Source organism: Cystobacter fuscus DSM 2262, assembly GCF_000335475.2.
GTDB classification, from domain to species: Bacteria; Myxococcota; Myxococcia; order Myxococcales; family Myxococcaceae; genus Cystobacter; species Cystobacter fuscus.
The window spans coordinates 794021-810868 of the sequence record NZ_ANAH02000001.1 but is presented as its reverse complement, the minus strand read 5'-3'; the positions used below and the strand labels follow the sequence as shown (position 1 = coordinate 810868).

Sequence of the window (16848 nt, the reverse complement as noted above, 5' to 3'; positions counted from 1 at the left end):
TCAGTGGCCTCCTTCGGGCTTCGCAGCGGCGGGCTTGGCGGACGCGAGGGCGGGATTGGGGTTGCGCAGGCGGATGAGGTGGGCGGTGCGCGGCGAGGTGCCCAGTTCCTTGAGCAGCTTGTACGCGCGCTCGTCCTGGTGGTGCTTGGTCACCTGGGCGTTCGGATCGTTCAGGGTGCCGAACACGATGGCCTCGGTGGGGCACGTCTGCTGGCAGGCGGTCTGCAGCTCCTTCTCGAAGATGGGCCGCTTCTCCACCCGCGCCTTGATGCGCACGCGCTCGATGCGCTGCACGCAGTAGGTGCACTTCTCCATGACGCCGCGGTTGCGCACCGTGACGTCCGGGTTCATCAGCATCTTCTGCGTGGGCGTCTTGTCCGCGGTGTAGTGCAGGTAGTTGAAGCGGCGGACCTTGTAGGGGCAGTTGTTCGAGCAGTAACGCGTGCCGACGCAGCGGTTGTACACCATGTCGTTGAGGCCCTCGTCCGAGTGGACGGTGGCGTTCACCGGGCACACGTACTCGCACGGCGCCTTCTCGCAGTGCACGCACGCGATGGGCTGCATCACCATCTCCGGGTCGTGCAGGTCATCGCCGGTGAAGTACCGGTCGATGCGCAGCCACTGCATCTCGCGGCTGCGCGCCACCTGCTCCTTGCCCACGACGGGGATGTTGTTCTCCGACTGGCAGGCCACCACGCACGCCGAGCAGCCCGTGCAGCGCGCCAGGTCGATGGCCATCGCCCACTTGTAGTCCTTGTACTCGAACTCCCCGATCAAGCTGGCCTGCTCGCCGCGCACGCGGGCGAACACCGAGCTCTTCTCGTGCTTCTCGTCCTCGAGCTCCTTGCGGAACTGCTCGACGGTCATGTCGAGCGCGAGCGGGCGGCCCTCCATGCTCCAGTGCTGCTGGGTCAGGGAGAACTTGTGCGTCCGGGGCGTCTTGTCCAGCCTGGCCCCGCCGTCGAACCAGGGCGCGTTCACGCTGCGCACCCGGTTGGCGTTGAAGCCCACTTCCTTGGCCACCGTCTCGAACAGACCCGTGCGGCCGTAGCCCAGGGGCAGCACCACCACGCCGTCGGCGATGCCCGGGAGGATCCACACCGGCACTTCCAGCGTCTTGCCACCGTAGGTCAGCGTGGCCACGTCGCCCGGCTGGAGATTGTTCTGATTCCTGGCCGTCTCGGGGCTGATGTAGGCCGCGTTGTCCCACGTCATCTTCGAGACGGGATCCGGCAGCTCCTGCAGCCAGGAGATGTTGGCGAACTGGCCGTCGTAGACCTTGTAGTCCGGGACGAAGTTCACCTCGAGGCCGTCCGCGGAGGGCGGCTGCCAGGCGTCCACCAGCGCACGGGCCGCGCCCGCGTTGGGGGCCGCCGTCAGGGCCGTCGTGGCGGTGCCGGGCACGATGCCCACGGACACCCACGTCTCCCACGCCGTCTCGAAGTCCGCGCCCGCCAGGTTGCTGCGGCTCCAGAAGTCCCGGAGGATCTGGTAGCTGCCGCGGTACGGCTCACCGAGGAACAGCGCGAGCAGCTCCGAGGTGGGCACGCCGTTGAAGAGCGGCTGGATGAGCGGCTGCACGATGGACACCGTGCCGTCGATCGACCGGCCATCTCCCCACGCCTCGAGCTCGTGCGCGGCCGGGATGAACCAGTCGCTGAACGCGCTCGTCTCGTCCTCGAAGAGCGAGGTGTAGATGACGGTGAGCTTGGCGCGGTTGGGGTTCTTGGCCGGATCCAGCAGCTCCTGGAGGCCCAGGTCCGCCGGCGCGCGGTAGACGGGGTTCCAGGCGGTGATGACCAGCACGTCCACCGCGCCGTTCTTCAACTCCTCCACGAGCGGACGCAGGCCGGCGTCGCTGGTGGTCTCGTTCACCGCGGAGGCCACGTAGCGCACCGTCTGGCCCACGTTGCCGAGCGCCGCGTTGATGGCGGCGGCCAGGGCGTGCACCGCGGCGGGCTGACGCTCACCGGCCACCACCAGCGAGCGGCCCTGGTGGGCGCTCAGGTCGGCGGCGACGGCGTCCACCCACTTCTGGTGGTCGGCGCCGAGCTGCGCCTTCTGGCTGCCGGCGGCACCCAGCGCCGCCGCGTCACCACCCACGCGCATGGCGAGCGCGGCGGCGATGCCGAAGATGTCGCGCGACTTCACGCGCAGGCGATGGTCCGCCATGCCACCGGTGATGGTGAAGCGCGGCTCGCAGGCGTAGAGACGGTTGAGGTTGCCCTCGGCCGGGTCGCGCCGGCGCGCGAAGGCGCGGGCATGGGCCAGGTTGGAGGGACGGCTCTCCAGGAAGTCCGCGTCCAGGGAGAGGACGACGTCCGCGTTGGAGAAGTCGTACAGCGGGTGGGCCGCCTGGCCGAACACCGCGTTGGTGCCCTCGGTGACTGGATCCTGCGAGAGCGCGGTGTAGCTCTGGAAGCGGGCCTTGGGCAGGCGCTCCTGGATGCGCGAGCGCAGATGGCCGAGCACCGGCGAGGTGTTCGGCTCGGTAAGGAAGCGCACGCGAGCGCCGCCATCGGCCTGGATGGAGCGGGTGAGCGTGTTGCTGATCTCCTCGCCGAAGGTGCGCAGCGAGCGCGGCTCCTTGCGGTAGCGCAGCACGCGGGCGCGCTGCGGATCATACAAGGACATCAGGAAGGCCTGCTCGAAGACACCAGCGGCGCCCAGGTTCACCGGGTGCTGCGGGTTGCCCTCGATCTTCACCGGACGGCCCTCGCGCGCGGTGACGAGGATGCCGGAGGTGTGGCCCCCGAACGTCATGCCCGAGGCGTAGTGCAGCGGGTTGCCCGGAACCATCTCGGGCGGCGTGCGGGTGTAGGGCACCATGCGCTCGTCCACCGGACGGGTGGAGCAGGCGGTGGCGCCGGCCATCGCGAGCGACGCGCCGAGCAGCTGCATGAACTGGCGGCGGGCGACGCCCGTGGGCGGCAGGTCCGCGCCCTCGGGGAACTCGGGACGCACGGACTCGAGGTACTCGGGCTGGCCGAGCTTCTCCTCGAGGCTGCGCCAATAGGTCTTGCCATAGGCACCCTCGGCGGCCTTGGTGTGGGCGCTCAGGGTGGCGGCGTGCTCGAGGGCCTCGCCGACGGCGTCGTGGTCATGCTCATGCGCCGGGGCGGCCGTGTCCGAGACGACCGGCAGGGCGAAGGAGGCGGGGGTGTCCTTCATAGAATCTCCGTCGAGCTTGGGCTTCAGCGATGGCATGTCGAGCAGCTCGTGCGACCGTGAACGTCGTTCTCTGTCATCAGCGTTTCCGCGAGCTTCTCCGCCTCGGCGTGATCCGCGGGCGGCTTCCAGGTCATGCTGGTGATGAACTCCTGCGGACGCAGCTTGGGCCCGGGGTCACGGTGGCAGTCGAGGCACCACTCCATGGTGAGCGGAGCTACCTGCTCGATGGCGCCCATCTCGTCCACCCGCCCGTGGCAGGTCACGCAGCCCACGCCCTTGGCGACGTGGATGGCGTGGTTGAAGTAGACGAAGTCCGGCAGGTTGTGGACGCGGATCCAGGGGATCGGCTGGTCCGTGAAGTACGCCTGACGCACGAGCGCCAGGTACGGACTCTGGTTCCACACCTGCGCGTGGCAGGACATGCAGACCGTGGTGGAGGGGATTCCGGCCGACGGCGACTTCTCCACGGAGAAGTGGCAGTAGCGGCAGTCGATCTGCTCGTCACCGGCGTGGTGCCGGTGGTCGAACTCAATCGGCTGCTCGATCGGACGGTTCTGATTGGTGACGAACGGAGACCGTACGTACGCCATCAGTCCGCCGAGCGCGAGCGCGGGGAATGCGAGGAGCGCCGCGACCGAAGCGCGCGACACCGTGTTCGTCCAACGTGGGAAGAGAGGACCGCTCATACCAGGACCGAGGGGCTGATCAGTGGATGGCTCCGGAGGTCGCAACCGGGAGCACAGTGCGACCGGACCGGAGACGGGTATGGGGAGATTGGGACAAGATGCGCATTCACGGCGTTGCTATGGCTACGGCGGCTCCTGCCCAGACAGGAGACTCGCGAAGAAACCCGACCCCGACCGAATGAAGAGATGCCGTGGACAGGGTCGCTCCTCCTCGTCCCAGTCCAACGCGGCGCGTGACCATCGGGCATCATTATCAGACTGTCAACCTTTCTCGTTCCGCACCGGGAATAGGGCTGGCGCGCGGGATAGCACGACTCCGGCGCCGTGGCGCGATCAGAAAGCGCGGGCGATGATGATCTCTTCTGGAAGTTGGTAGGGAGGTTGAAACCGTGCGAGGGTCAGGCCTCGTCCGGGTCGCGCCAGCGCTCCCGGCGGCGCGCCAGCAGCCGATCCACGATGTCACGCACCCGGGCGTCCCGGCGGAAGTGACGATCGTGGCGGGTGCCTTTTCCCTGATTGCAGCGCGCACACGCCAGGCCCAGGTTGCCCAGGTCATCCGTCCCCCCATGGACCTGGGGGACGATGTGCTCGATGGTGGCGCGGCTGATGGGCTCGCCGTCCAGGCCGATGACGAGGTAGGCATTGCAGTGCAGGCACTTGCCCAGCCACACCTCCTGGCCCCGGTGCTCGGTCCGCTCGAAGGTGGCGTCGGTGGCCACGATGTCGAGGATGCGGCGGCGCCTGGCGAAGCTCACCTTCATCTCTATAGAGAGATGTAGCGCTACGTGCCAGCGGGCTCGAGGCGCCCGGTGGCCGGTCGGTTAGAGTGGCGGTCCATGAAGGACAAAACAGTGGTCGTCACGGGGGCCTCCTCGGGCATTGGCGAGGAGCTGGCAGTACTTCTGGCGGAAAAAGGAGCACGGGTGGTGCTGGCGGCGCGGGACGAGGTGGCGCTCGCCCGGGTGAAGCAGCGGTGTGAACAGGCCGGGGGCCACGCGCTCGCCGTGCCCACCGACGTGAGCGACCCCGAGTCCTGCCGCCGCCTCATGGCTCGCGCCGTGGAGGCCTTCGGCGGAATCGACGTCCTGGTCAACAACGCCGGCCTCACCATGCGCGGGCGCTTCGAGGAGGTGACGGACCTGTCCGTCTTCGAGCGGCTCCTCCGGGTGAACTACCTGGGCGCCGTCTACTGCACCCACCACGCGCTCGCCTCCCTCAAGGCGCGCAGGGGCCTCATCGTCGCCGTGTCCTCCCTGACGGGCAAGAGCGGCGTGCCCGGCCGCACCGGCTATGCCGGGAGCAAGCACGCCATGCAGGGCTTCTTCGACTCCCTGCGCATCGAATTGCTCGGCACCGGCGTGGACGTGCTCGTCGCCTCCCCCGGCTTCGTCGCCACCCCCATCCGTGCCCGGGCGCTCGGCCCGGACGGCAAGACGGGGCACGCGGACGCCGCGGAGGAGAAGGGCGCGCGGGTGATGGACGCCCGCACGTGCGCGCGCTTCATCCTCCGCGCCATGGAGCGCCGGGATCGCGAGTGGGTGATGATGCCCGTGCCGAGGGTGATACTGGCCCTCAAGGCGCTCGCGCCGGGGTTGATCGACCGGTTGGCCGCGTGGAAGATCAAGAACGCTCCGCCCTGAGCCCCGGCCGCGTCTCCGTCAGGCCGCGGCGAGCAGGTCCTCCCGGAGGCGCGTGAGGACCTTGCCCAGCAGGTTCAGGCCCCGCCACTTCGCCGGATCCTGGATACGGGGATCCTCCGCCGACAGCCCCACGCCCCAGATGCGATCCAACGGACTGGCCTCCACCAGGAGCGTCCCCCGGGTGGCCAGCAGCGCCGAGCGCAACCCGGCGTTCTGGGTGAACTTGGCGTGGTTGCCCTCGTACACGATGCGCTCGCGCTCCCGCTCCCACAGCGCGCCCTCGAAGCCACGCACCTCTCGTCCGAGCGCCTTGTGCTCCTTGGGCGTGCGCGCCGCGAGGATCCTCGCCGCCGTCTCCCCATCTCCGAAGAGCCGCGCCTTGCCGTACATCATGTACTGCTCGGCGCAGATGAACCGTTCTGCGTCCACCACGAACTCCGAGTCATGCCACTGCGAGAACGGTGACTCCGACCGCCAGAAGAACGTGAACCCACCGCGCACGGTATCCATCGGCTGCACTCCCAGGTTGGTGTTCATTGAACACCAAGAGCGACGCCGCGGGCAACAACACCTGACGGCGCTCGTCGCGCTCAGGAGGTGGGGGGCCGGTAGGACACCTGCGTCACGGTGTAGTCGATGGCGCCACGGGGGCGCTCCACCCGGACGGACTCTCCCTCCTCCTTGCCGAGCAGGGCCCGCGCCAGGGGGGACTCGACGCTGAGCCGCCCCGCCTTCACGTCCGCCTCGTCGGGACCCACGATGCGATACGTCGTCTCCTCGCCTTCCTCGTCCTCGAGCGTCACCCAGGCGCCGAAGAAGACCCGCGTCTCGTCGGGCACCTCGGTCACCTGCACCTCTTCCAGGATGGCGGCGAGCTGCCGTGCCCGGCGGGCCCGCTCCCTCGCCTGTCCTTCTCCCCCGAGCGCCAGGGCTTCCTTCTCCTCCGGGGCCAGGGGGACCGAGAGCGCCGCGAGCTCCTCCTGCATCGCCCGGTAGCCCTCGGCGGTGATGTAGCGCTTCTCTCCCGATGCCGGGCGGGGGCGGGGTGGCAGGACGACGTCTTCTCCGCCCGCGTCTTCCTTGGTGAAAGCCTTCGACATGTGCTCCCTCCGTGGTTGGCCGCCTGTCCGGCTCGCCGCTCCGGCTCCCAGGCCGCGGGTGTCTTCCTCCCTACAATAATGATTCGTCTTCTCTCCGAGGACCGGAGTTCCCAGGAAGCTACAGGCAACCGGGCAGGCCCTTCCTTTGGATGGAGCTCGTGCTCCCCCGCTTCCCCCCCGCTCCGGGAAGCGGGGGGTGGCGGAGTGGGGAAGGGCGCCGATCTTCCCCGGAGGGAAAACACCCGGGAGATACGACATGGCACGGAAGGTACTGAAGGGCATCCGCGTGGGGGTGCTGGCGACCGATGGCTTCGAGCAGGTGGAGCTCACGATTCCCGTGAAGGCCCTGCGCAAGCGCGGCGCCCAGGTGGACATCGTCTCCCTCCGCAAGGGGAAGATTCGCGGCATCAACCTGATGTGGCCGGGCAAGAAGGTCCCCGTGGACGAGACGGTGGACACCGTGCGGCCCAGGGACTTCGACGCCCTGCTCATCCCCGGCGGCTTCCAGAATCCGGACTCGCTCCGTCAGAGCGAGGAGGTGCTGGACTTCGTCCGGGAAATCGATCGGCTCGGCCGGCCCATCGCCACGCTGTGCCATGGGCCCTGGGTGCTCGTGTCGGCGGGCCTCGCCAACGGGCGCCGGCTGTCGTCCTGGCCGGGCATCAAGGATGACATCCGCAACGCGGGCGCCGAGTGGCGCGATGAGTCCGGGGTCCTCGACGGGCGGTGGTTCACCAGCCGTGGACCTCAAGACATGCGCCACTTCATCAAGGGCATGGTGTCGCTCTTCGCCGAGTACGCACCCCGCAACCACCTGGCGCCGGAGCGCTCGCACTGGGGCCGCTGGGCCATCGCCGCCGTGCTGGGGCTCATCGCCTGGCGTCCCGTGCGCGAGGCGCTCGCGCGCTGAGGGGGGACTCCCTCCCGGGGAGGGCGACCAACCCCCCCCTTTCGCGGATTTCCGGGACGGGAGATAAACTGGGCGGACCCTCGTCATGAGCGGGGGCTCCCAACCCAGAGGCATGTGATGAACGCTCAGGAGCGCAAGGCGGCCTACCGCCAGCGCGCGGAGAAGGGCGAGGCGGTCCCCGTCTCCGTCGTGCTCCCCGCCGACCTCGACACGCCGCTCTCCGCCTACCTCAAGCTCGGTGGCGCACGCGGTTTCATCCTCGAGTCCTGCCACGGTGGCGAGCGCTTCGGCCGCTACAGCCACGTCGCCACCGCGCCCAGCGGCCGGTTGAGGCTCGACTCCCGCGGCGGCACCCTCTGGCGCGGCGAACAGTCGCAGCGTCTCGAGGGCAAGCCGCTCGACGTCCTGCGCTCCGTGTGGCGCGAGCACGCCGTGGCCAAGCTCCCCGGTGAGCCTCCCTTCGTCGGCGGCCTCGTGGGCTACCTCGGCTACAACTGCATGTCCTGGTTCGAGCGCCATGTGCCCGACCGCCACCCCTCGGACGTCTCCTTCCCCGACTCCGAGTGGCTCGTGTGCGATGACTTCGTCACCCTCGACTCGCGCTCCCAGACGCTCCAGGCCACCGCCATCGCCCGGCCCTCGCGCCATGGCAGCGTCGCCCAGGCCCTCCAGGACGCCGAGGCCCGCGCCGAGGCGATCGCCCAGCGCCTGCTGCGGCCCATCTCCGCGGATGCCTACGCCCCCTCTCCGCCCATGCGCGGCGAGTTGGACGTGAAGGTCGGCTGGGATCGCGCCGGCTACGAGGCCGCCGTCGAGCGCGTGAAGGAATACATCCGCGCCGGTGACTGCATGCAGGTGGTGCTCGCCCGCCGCTTCGAGGCCCGCGGCGCCCCGCCGCCCCTCTCCCTCTATCGCGCCCTGCGCCGCATCAACCCCTCGCCCTACCTCTTCCACATCGAGATGGGTGAGGCACGGGCCCTCGTGGGCGCCTCGCCGGAGCTGCTCGTGCAGGTGCGCGACGGGGACGTGGTGGTGCGCCCCATCGCCGGCACCCGCCGCCGCGGCGCCACCGAGGCCGAGGACCAGGCGCTCGAGAAGGAGCTGCTCGCCGACGAGAAGGAGCGCGCCGAGCACATGATGCTCGTGGACCTGGGCCGCAATGACGTGGGCCGCGTGGCCGCTCCGGGCTCCGTGCGCGTCGAGGATCTCATGGTCATCGAGCGCTACAGCCACGTCATGCACATCGTCTCGCAGGTGCGCGGCCGGCTCGACGCGAAGTACGACGCGCTCGACGCGCTCGCGTGGACGTTCCCCGCGGGCACCGTGTCCGGCGCGCCGAAGATCCGCGCCATGCAGATCATCGACGAGCTGGAGCCCATGCGCCGCGGCCCCTACGCGGGCGCCGTGGGCTACCTGTCCTTCTGCGGCGCGCTGGACCTGGCCATCGCCCTGCGCACCTTCTACATCGATGGCGATCGCACCATGTGGCAGGCCGGCGCGGGACTCGTGGCCGACTCGGTGCCCTCGAAGGAAGCGGATGAGACCGAGGCCAAGGCGCGTGTGCTCGCCACGGCCCTGAAGCAGGCCCGTGAGGGAGGTGTGCGGTGATCCTCGTCATCGACAACTACGACTCGTTCACCTTCAACCTCGTGCAGCTGCTCTACACGCTGGGCGCCGAGGTGAAGGTGGCTCGCAACGACGAAATCGACGCCGAGGGCGTGGCGGCCTCGGGCGCCTCGCACCTGGTGGTGTCGCCCGGGCCCTGCACGCCCACCGAGGCCGGGGTGAGCATGGCGGCCATCCGCGGCGCCAAGGTGCCCGTGCTCGGCGTCTGTCTGGGACACCAGTCCATCGGCGCCGTCTTCGGCGGCCAGGTGGTGCGCGCCCCCGAGCCCGTGCACGGCAAGACGGTGGTCGTGCGCCACTCGGGCCAGAGCATCTTCACGGGCATGCCCGTGGGCTTCCAGGCGGCGCGCTACCACTCGCTGGTGGTGGATGCGCCGAGCCTGCCCGCGGAACTGGAGGCCACGGCGTGGTCTCCCGAGGGCCTCATCATGGGGCTGCGCCACCGCGAGCGGCCCGTGGTGGGCGTGCAGTTCCACCCCGAGAGCGTGCTCACGCCCGAGGGGCCCAGGCTCGTGCGCAACTTCCTCGACGGCCACTTCTGACGGGCTCAGGGGCTCGCGGGGGCCGCCACCGGAGCGGGTGGCCCCGCGGGCTCCTCGAAGATGCCTTCCTCGCTCCCGCCGAGCACCCGGAGCACGGGCAGCACACTGCTCCGCTCGTCCGTCCACCGCGTGGGTGGCGCTCCGCCATAGGCGAGCCGTTCCACCCGCTCGCCCGCGCGCAGGAAGGTGTCTCCCCGGGAGAAGTGGGCGTCCGCGCTCAGGAGCATCCAGCTGCTGTTGCGCGCCTCCCCCTTCGTCTCGGTACTCACCAGGGTGGCGTGCAGGCCGGTGACCCAGGCGTGTGCCACGGCGATGGGCAACAGGTTCAGGTGCAGGTTGCTGATGTGCATCGCCAGCACGCCTCCCGGCGCCAGGTGCCGCTGGTAGACGGCCACCGCCTCCTCGGTGAGCAGGTGGACCGGGATGGAGTCCGAGCTGAACACGTCCAGCGCGAGCACGTCGAAGCCCTGCGCCTCTCCCCGCGCCAGCTCCTGCTCCAGCATGATGCGCGCGTCCCCCTCCACCACCTCCACCCGGGCCGGTGAGTCACCCAGGTACGAGAAGTAGCCGCCCAGGCCTCGCGCGAGGGCGATGACCTGGGGGTCGATTTCATAGAAGCGCAGCGTGTCCCCGGCCCGCCCCAGCGCGGCCGTCGTTCCCACGCCCAATCCCAGCACTCCCACTCGCAGCGCGCTGGGCTTGCCCGCGGCTTCCCGCAACCGCCGCTGCTCGGCGAGCGCCAGCCCCAGCCCGCTGTCGGCGGTGTAATACGCCGTGGGGCTCCCGCGCCGCTCGGGCCGGGTGTACTGGAAGCCATGGAGGATGCCGCCGTGGTGCAGCATGAAGGCGTGGTCCACGTCGCCACGGCTCCTCGCCTCCGACACCTGCACCACCCCGAAGAAGCCCCGCCAGTACTGGAGCGCCTGACGCTCGTCGAGGAACGACCGGGTGACCACGAACGACATGAGCAGCAGCAGCAGGGCCGGGACGTAGCGCGGAGCGGCCCGTGAGAGCGTCTCCTCGGGAGCGCGGCGCAGCAGCAGCATCGCCGCGAGCAGGCAGCACACGCTCAGGGTGAGCGGGTACTCCAGATAGAAGTGGAAGATGCGGGGCGCCACCAGGTGGACGAAGACCGCTCCGAGCACTCCGCCCACGGAGACCCAGAGATAGAAGGCACCCAGGTGGCGCGGACCGGGCCGCAGCCGGTAGAGCTCGCCGTGGCACAGCAGGGCACCGGCCAGCAGCGCCAGGCCGCGGAAGAACAGCAGCGAGGACAGCGACGCGAGCGAGCCCTGATAGGTGACGTAGCCCACCCCCGCCGCGGCGACCAGGAGCGCGATCGCGGTGAGGGGGCGTGAGTAGAGCGCCTCGCGCTCGAAGGCGATGATGAAGGTCAGCAGGTAGAGCGCCAGCGGCAGCACCCAGACGAAGGGGCCCGCCGACACGTCGTGCGACAACTGGTTCGTCGTGGCCAGCAACAACACCGAGGCGCACGCGCTCAACCCCAGCCACGCCAGGGTGCGCGCCACGCCCGGAGCGGGCTCGGAAGCGCTCTCCTCGCGCGGCCGCGCGGGCACGTCCTCGAGGCGCAGCACGCTCCAGGCACACGCCGCGCCGCCCACGCAGAACACCAGGAAGCCTCCGGCCCAGACCCAGGCCTGGACGCCTCGGGCCAGCCAGGGCTCGACGAGCACGGGATAGGTGAGCAGGGCCAGCAGCGAGCCGGTGTTGGACAGGGCATAGAGCCGGTAGGGCGAGGTCCCCGGACGCACGCGGCTGAACCAGCTCTGCAACAGGGGCGCGGACGTGGACAGGGTGAAGAAGGGCAGGCCGAGCGTGGAGGCGAGCATGGCCAGCAGCCGCGCGCTGGAGATGCCCTCCGCCGTGGGGCGCCACTCGGGCCCGGGAGCCACTGGCGAGCCCCACACCACGGCCCGCACGCCCAGCACCGCCACCGTCACCCCCAGCAGCACGAGGTGCACCCGCGCCTGCCGCCGCGACGAGAGCCACCGGGCGCTCGCGTGAGAATAGGCGTAGCCGCCCAGCAGCATGACCTGGAAGAACAGCATGCAGGTCGTCCACGCCGCTGGAGTGCCGCCAAACCAGGGCAGGGAGTACTTGCCCGCCAGCGGTTGCACGCCAAACAGCAGGAACGAGCTGAGGAAGAGGGTCGCGGCGTAACGGAGCATAGGCGGGAGGGGAGAGCCCCTCGCAGGATGATACCCCTGGTGCGAGCGAACCAACGAATCCGGGGCCCGCTCGTCCGCCCGCTCAGCGCTTCGTGTCGCGCCGCTTCTGCTGACGGGCCTGCTCCGCCCGGAGCGCCCCGCCGATGCGGCGTCCCGCCACCAGCGTCATCTTCGAGACGGGGTTGCCCTGCTTCTTGGGCTTGGCGGGCTGCCAGCCGGCCAGGGAACTCGAACCGTATTTGTTCTTCATCCGTTGCCCTCCTCGTTCTCGCGACACGCCGTGCCTGCCCGGAGAGCCCCCTCGGGGAACTCCCCAACCGTCAGGCTGCTACCCGCGTCCGCGGACTTCAACCCCGGGCCGTACGGGCCGCGAGCTTCGCCAGGAAGCGCTCGGTGAAGAGGTAGGCGTCCCCGGGCCAGCGCGCGGAGACGTAGTCGCCATCCTCCACCACGAAGGCCGGCCCATGGTCCGTGGCCGTGCCGCGCCGGGAGTACTCGCGCGGCCCCCGCTCGAACTGGCCCGAGGGCGCCAGGGCCTCGCGGACCTCCTCCTCCACGTAGGCGGGGTACGTGCGGTAGTAGCGCCCCAGCTTCCACGCGGTGAGGAAGTACGCCGCGCGCTCCATGTACTTGGGCAGGCACGTGGTGCGCCGGCCCTCCAGCAGGCTCTTGCCGGTGGACGCGTCCTTCGCCCGCGCGAGCACCAGCACCCCGTGACAGATGGCCCCCACCGGCCTCCCGAGCTTCCAGAACGCCGCTACCTTTGCCTGGAGCGCCTCGCTGCCCAGGTACTGCCGCATGCCGGGCGCATGTCCCCCGGGCAGCACCATCCCGTCATACGACTCGGGCTCGATGGCTTCCCAGGTGATGGGCTTCTGGAAGGCGGGGCTCTGGATCATCTGCTCGTAGAAGCGCTTGGGCTCGGGCTCCGCGCCGAGCTTCCCGAAGAGCACTCCCGTGAGCAGCAGCGGATCCGCGGCGGGCGTCTGTCCCCGCTCGGTGGCGAACACCACCTCGTGGCCCGCGTCCACCAGCAGGCGCCAGGGCACGGCCACCTCGGTCACATCGAAGTCTCGGTCCGGCAGGGGGATGATGACGCGGCGCGTAGAAGTCATGCCGGGCCTCTTCGCATGACCGCCTCCGCGTCGGCAATACCCTCGGTGACGCGGCGGGTCATCCGCTCAGGGCGGCTCCACGTCCTGGAAGGGCAGCACCCACGCGCTCACGCTGTCCCAGGGGCCCACCCGGGTCAGGTCCACCGTGGGGTCCACGAGCCGCTGCCGGGGTCTGCCATTGAGGCTCGCGAAGGCGTTGACCCGTACCTCCACGTCCGGGTGGCCCCGCTCGGCGAAGTCGCGCGCCAGGTAGTGCGCGAACGTCAGCAGCATGTCCGGCTGCGTGGCCATCATCTTCACCTGGTAGGGCGCGAGGTACCTGCTCGGGGACACCACCCACCACTGGCCCGTGGCGGGCTCGCTGACGCGGAACTCCGCCATGCCGTCCTTCTCCATCAGCATCACGTTCCACGAGAAGCGGAAGCCCTCCTCCGTCCACATCACCTCGCCCGGGTAGAGCAGGTGGCGCAGCGGCAGCAGCACCTGCACGCCGAGGAACACCGCGGCCAGCACGGGGCCCGTCCACGACGCGCGGAAGGAGGGGCGTGCCGCCGGGGGCGGGAGCGACGCGGGCAGCCGCCGCAGCCAGGCTCCGAGCCGCCGGGGCCAGTCCGGAGGGAAGAAGAGCAGCGCACCGGAGATCATCACCCACGGGAACATGCCGATGGGGAAGAGCAGCCGGGTGATGACATGGAAGACGACCACCGCCGCGAAGGCCGGCCCGCGCGTGCGCCGCCACAGCAGCGCGGGCACCACGCCCAGGTCGAACACCGCGCCGGCGATGCTGAAGGCATGCGGGGCCCAGGGCAGCTCGAAGAACCGCCCGAGCACCGGCAGATCCGTGCTCGCCGCGAGCCAGATCTTCAACGGCTGGGCATGCACGAGCCAGTCCGGCTTGAGCTTGGCCACCCCGCCAAAGACATACACGAGGCCCACCTGCGCCCGCAGCAGCCACAGCCACCACGCGGGCACGGGGCCCTGGCGATCCAGGGGCAGCAGCACCATCACCAGCCCCACCAGCGAGATGAAGTAGTAGTGGTTGAGGTAGTACGTCCGGTCGATCAGGTGCGCGTACGTGAAGGTGAGCACGAACGTGAGCGCGCTCAATCGGTACGCGACGCCGAAGGCAATCCCCAGTGCCCCCAGGCCCATCAGCACGAAGTGGACGTACATGCCCACGCCCGGCCAGGGGCGGATCCACTCCAGCCCCGCGAAGGGGAAGAGCACCCGGGGCGCGAGGTAGTGCTCCTGAATCCACCCGTACGCGAAGAAGCGCGCGACGGCGAGGGTCATCAACAGCCCGAAGAGGACGCGCCACGCCACGAGCGAGGCGCGATCCACGGGCGCGAAGAGCGCCGCACCGAGCCGCTCTCGCACACCAGGCGCGGCCTCAATCCCCATCGTTGTCGTTGAACTTGAGCGTCACGCCCAGGTTGGCCACCACCTCCGAGGCGAGCGTGGCGCGCAGGTTGGAGAGGGCGGCGCGGGCGGCCTCCACCGACTCGCGGTTCTGCAGCAGGGCCGTGCGCAGCGGGGGCGGAATGGACTCGAGCGCCGAGCGCACCGCCGCGAGCTCCTCGCGCACCGTCGTGTCCAGGTTCTTGTTGGTGGCGGCCACCACGCGCGCGAGCCCTCCGTTGCCCTCCGGCCCCGTCCACAGCCGCTCCATGCCCACCAGCGCGTGCGTCAGGTCCGCGAGCGAGTTGTCGCTGCGTCGTGCCTCCTCCTCCTCGGGGCGCACGGTGCCACCGGTCTCGAACCCGAGCGGCTTGGACAGCTTGAGCTCCGCCACCTCCACCGAGCCGATGAGGCGATTGACGATCTCGTCCACCGCCTCCTTCTGGGTGGCGTACTTGCTGCCGCTGGTGCCCGCGTTCGCCAGCTGCGCGACGTAGTTGCCCTGGTCCGGCTCCCACGCGGTGTGGACCTCCACCGCGTTGGTGTGCAGCACGGCCCCGAGCGCCCGCAGGTAGGCCCGGCGGCGCGCTCCGGCGTCGCCCTGGGCGGTGAGCCTCTCGAGCACCGCCGCGTTGCCCGCCTGCGAGTCGAAGAGCACGTACTCCATGGCCATCATGCCCTTGCGGTTGGCGCCCAGCTCCGCGACGTTCTGCTCGGTCAGCGGCGCCGTGCCCGCGAGCAGGGTGTCGATGCCGCTCGTCGACGGCACCTGATCCACCGCGGCGCCCGTGTGCAACTCCTCGGAGGGGCCGATGTGGAGCGCCTCCTGGATGCCCCAGGGCTCGCGCACGGCGCGCCACGCGGCCTGGGCCGTGGCGAGCGTGGCCTCGGTGGGCGTGCGCTCCAACTCCGTGAGCGCGGTGGCGAGCGTGCCCGTGCGCGTGTCGAAGTCCCGGTAGGTGGGCAGGATGGTCTTCTCGCCCAGCTCTCCGAGGAAGGCCGAGCGCAAGGTAGTGCCCTGCGAGTCCCCACACCCCGTGAGGGCGAGCGACAGCAGGAGCGGAACGGACAACAGACGGCGCGAGAGTCGGTTCACAGGGACTCCAGGAAGCGCAGCAGTTGGGCGCGCTCGGTGGCGGAGAGGTTGCGGAAGCGTTCCCGGGCCTTCTCGCCCTCGCCTCCGTGCCAGAGGATGGCCTCCTCCAGCGAGCGGGCACGGCCATCGTGCAGGAAGCGCGTGTGGCGGTTGACCGTCTTCACGAGCCCGATGCCCCACAGCGGCGGCGTGCGCCACTCGCTGCCCGTGGCCTCGAAGTCGGGACGGTGGTCGGAGAGCGCCTCGCCCATGTCGTGCAGCAGCAGATCCGTGTACGGGAAGATGATCTGCCCGGACAGCTCGGGAGCGTCCTCCAGGGTGTCCGTCTCGTGGCGCGGCACGTGGCAGCTCGCGCAGCCCACCTCGCGAAAGAGGCTCCGGCCGCGCAGCACGTCGGGCACGTCCGCGTCCCGGCGCGCGGGCACCGCCAGCATCCGCGAGTAGAACGTCACCTGCTCCAGCTTCTGCTCGTCCACCTCGGGCGTGCCCCCTTTGGGCGCCTGCTGGCAGGCCGTCTGGACCGGGGGGCAATCCTCGTCGGGGAACAGCGCCGAGGTGATGCCGATGTCGCCCCGGAAGGCGCTCGTGTTCTGCTGGCTCAAGCTGGGCTGGTTGGCCTTCCAGCCGAAGCGCCCCACGCGCACCGCCTGGGCCTGCACATCCCAGACATGGTTGACGCGGCCCGAGATGCCATCTCCATCCCGGTCCTCGGGATCCGCGAGCTTCTCCAGCGCCGCGTCCGGAATGGCCTCGAGCAGGCCCAGGCCGATCATCACCGGCGCCACGCGCGGGCTCACCCTCAGCTCGGGGTGGGGCGCGCCGAAGGCCAGGTTCTCCAGGGTGTAGTGGGGCTCTTCCAAAGACCAGGGCGTGCCGTCCGCGTACTGGCCCTCGTGGGTGCTGTACGAGAGCGCCACCTGCCCCTCGGCGGGGACGCCGAGGATGGAGAGCGGCTGGAGCTGCCCGCCATAGACGGGGTCCGCCAGGGGTCCCCCGGACGCGTCCACGCCGGGGATGCTCAGCCGGAAGAGCAGCGACAGGGGCTTCTCTCCCGGCTCGGTCGGGGGCTTGCCCCGGCCATCCTTGAAATGACATGCGGCGCACGAGGAGGCGTTGAACGTCGGCCCCAACCCGTCCAGGCCCTCGGTGGAGGCGGGCGCCGTCACCCAGTTGCGGTTGAACAGGGCGTTGCCCACGAAGAAGGCGTCACGCCGCTCGCCCTGGAGGTTTCGGGCCGCCAGGGCGAAGGCGTTGCGCGTGGTGTCGTGGACCGTCGTCGCTCCGCCCGGCAATGCCTCCTCCGGCGTGGGGGCGTCGTCGTCACCACAGCCGCTGGCGAGCAGACACAGAAGGGGGATGAGCGCGCGCCGCATGT

15 protein-coding genes are annotated in these 16848 nt (G+C 70.2%); 4 read left to right on the top strand and 11 right to left on the bottom strand.

Annotated elements, in window-relative coordinates:
* From D187_RS03155 to D187_RS03145, 3 genes are all read right to left on the bottom strand, one after another.
* A complete protein-coding gene (locus D187_RS03155) occupies positions 1–3207 on the bottom strand; it encodes a TAT-variant-translocated molybdopterin oxidoreductase (RefSeq protein WP_043427862.1) in 3207 nt (1068 codons plus the stop codon).
* On the bottom strand, positions 3195–3857 hold the full coding sequence (locus D187_RS03150) for a cytochrome c3 family protein (RefSeq protein ID WP_043427861.1): 663 nt from the start codon (positions 3855–3857) through the stop codon (positions 3195–3197). Before D187_RS03150 ends, D187_RS03155 begins: the two co-directional genes overlap by 13 nt.
* A gap of 398 nt (positions 3858–4255) precedes the next feature.
* The gene (locus D187_RS03145) at positions 4256–4612 is read right to left on the bottom strand and encodes an HNH endonuclease (RefSeq protein ID WP_043428236.1); all 357 of its coding nucleotides are present in this window, start codon (positions 4610–4612) and stop codon (positions 4256–4258) included.
* An 81-nt stretch (positions 4613–4693) separates the two neighbouring features.
* Between D187_RS03145 and D187_RS03140 the strand changes: the two genes are divergently transcribed.
* Entirely contained in the window at positions 4694–5497 is an 804-nt protein-coding gene (locus tag D187_RS03140) for an SDR family oxidoreductase (protein WP_043427859.1), read from the top strand.
* A gap of 18 nt (positions 5498–5515) precedes the next feature.
* Here D187_RS03140 and ybiA read toward each other — a convergent pair whose 3' ends face one another.
* Positions 5516–6034 carry a riboflavin biosynthesis intermediates N-glycosidase gene (gene ybiA, locus D187_RS03135; RefSeq protein ID WP_002622894.1) on the bottom strand — a complete coding sequence of 173 codons (519 nt, stop codon included), beginning with the start codon at positions 6032–6034 and terminating at the stop codon, positions 5516–5518.
* A 53-nt stretch (positions 6035–6087) separates the two neighbouring features.
* Complete coding sequence (locus tag D187_RS03130) at positions 6088–6597, bottom strand: GreA/GreB family elongation factor (RefSeq protein ID WP_002622895.1); 510 nt, start codon at positions 6595–6597, stop codon at positions 6088–6090.
* A gap of 256 nt (positions 6598–6853) precedes the next feature.
* Between D187_RS03130 and D187_RS03125 the strand changes: the two genes are divergently transcribed.
* The 3 genes from D187_RS03125 to D187_RS03115 all read left to right on the top strand — a co-directional run bounded on the left by D187_RS03125 (position 6854) and on the right by D187_RS03115 (position 9675).
* Entirely contained in the window at positions 6854–7507 is a 654-nt protein-coding gene (locus D187_RS03125; RefSeq protein ID WP_002622896.1) for a type 1 glutamine amidotransferase domain-containing protein, read from the top strand.
* A gap of 117 nt (positions 7508–7624) precedes the next feature.
* Positions 7625–9115 (top strand): anthranilate synthase component I, encoded by a 1491-nt coding sequence (locus tag D187_RS03120; protein WP_002622897.1) that lies wholly within the window; start codon positions 7625–7627, stop codon positions 9113–9115.
* Positions 9112–9675: an anthranilate synthase component II gene (locus tag D187_RS03115; protein WP_002622898.1), complete on the top strand. Its 564-nt coding sequence runs from the start codon at positions 9112–9114 to the stop codon at positions 9673–9675. Before D187_RS03120 ends, D187_RS03115 begins: the two co-directional genes overlap by 4 nt.
* A gap of 5 nt (positions 9676–9680) precedes the next feature.
* On the opposite strand, the gene D187_RS03110 is transcribed toward D187_RS03115, so the two are convergent.
* The 6 genes from D187_RS03110 to D187_RS03090 form a co-directional block, all read right to left on the bottom strand.
* On the bottom strand, positions 9681–11864 hold the full coding sequence (locus D187_RS03110) for a spermidine synthase (protein ID WP_002622899.1): 2184 nt from the start codon (positions 11862–11864) through the stop codon (positions 9681–9683).
* A gap of 82 nt (positions 11865–11946) precedes the next feature.
* Positions 11947–12114, bottom strand: a complete 168-nt coding sequence (locus tag D187_RS54645; RefSeq protein ID WP_002622900.1) for a hypothetical protein — start codon at positions 12112–12114, stop codon at positions 11947–11949.
* A gap of 97 nt (positions 12115–12211) precedes the next feature.
* Positions 12212–12979, bottom strand: a complete 768-nt coding sequence (locus D187_RS03105; protein WP_002622901.1) for a type 1 glutamine amidotransferase domain-containing protein — start codon at positions 12977–12979, stop codon at positions 12212–12214.
* A gap of 66 nt (positions 12980–13045) precedes the next feature.
* Positions 13046–14356: an HTTM domain-containing protein gene (locus tag D187_RS03100; protein WP_002622902.1), complete on the bottom strand. Its 1311-nt coding sequence runs from the start codon at positions 14354–14356 to the stop codon at positions 13046–13048.
* 13 nt (positions 14357–14369) lie between these two features.
* Positions 14370–15473 carry an imelysin family protein gene (locus D187_RS03095; protein WP_002622903.1) on the bottom strand — a complete coding sequence of 368 codons (1104 nt, stop codon included), beginning with the start codon at positions 15471–15473 and terminating at the stop codon, positions 14370–14372.
* Positions 15470–16846: a di-heme oxidoreductase family protein gene (locus D187_RS03090; RefSeq protein WP_002622904.1), complete on the bottom strand. Its 1377-nt coding sequence runs from the start codon at positions 16844–16846 to the stop codon at positions 15470–15472. The genes D187_RS03095 and D187_RS03090 overlap by 4 nt, the downstream gene beginning before the upstream one ends.
* Positions 16847–16848: the final 2 nt, after the last annotated feature.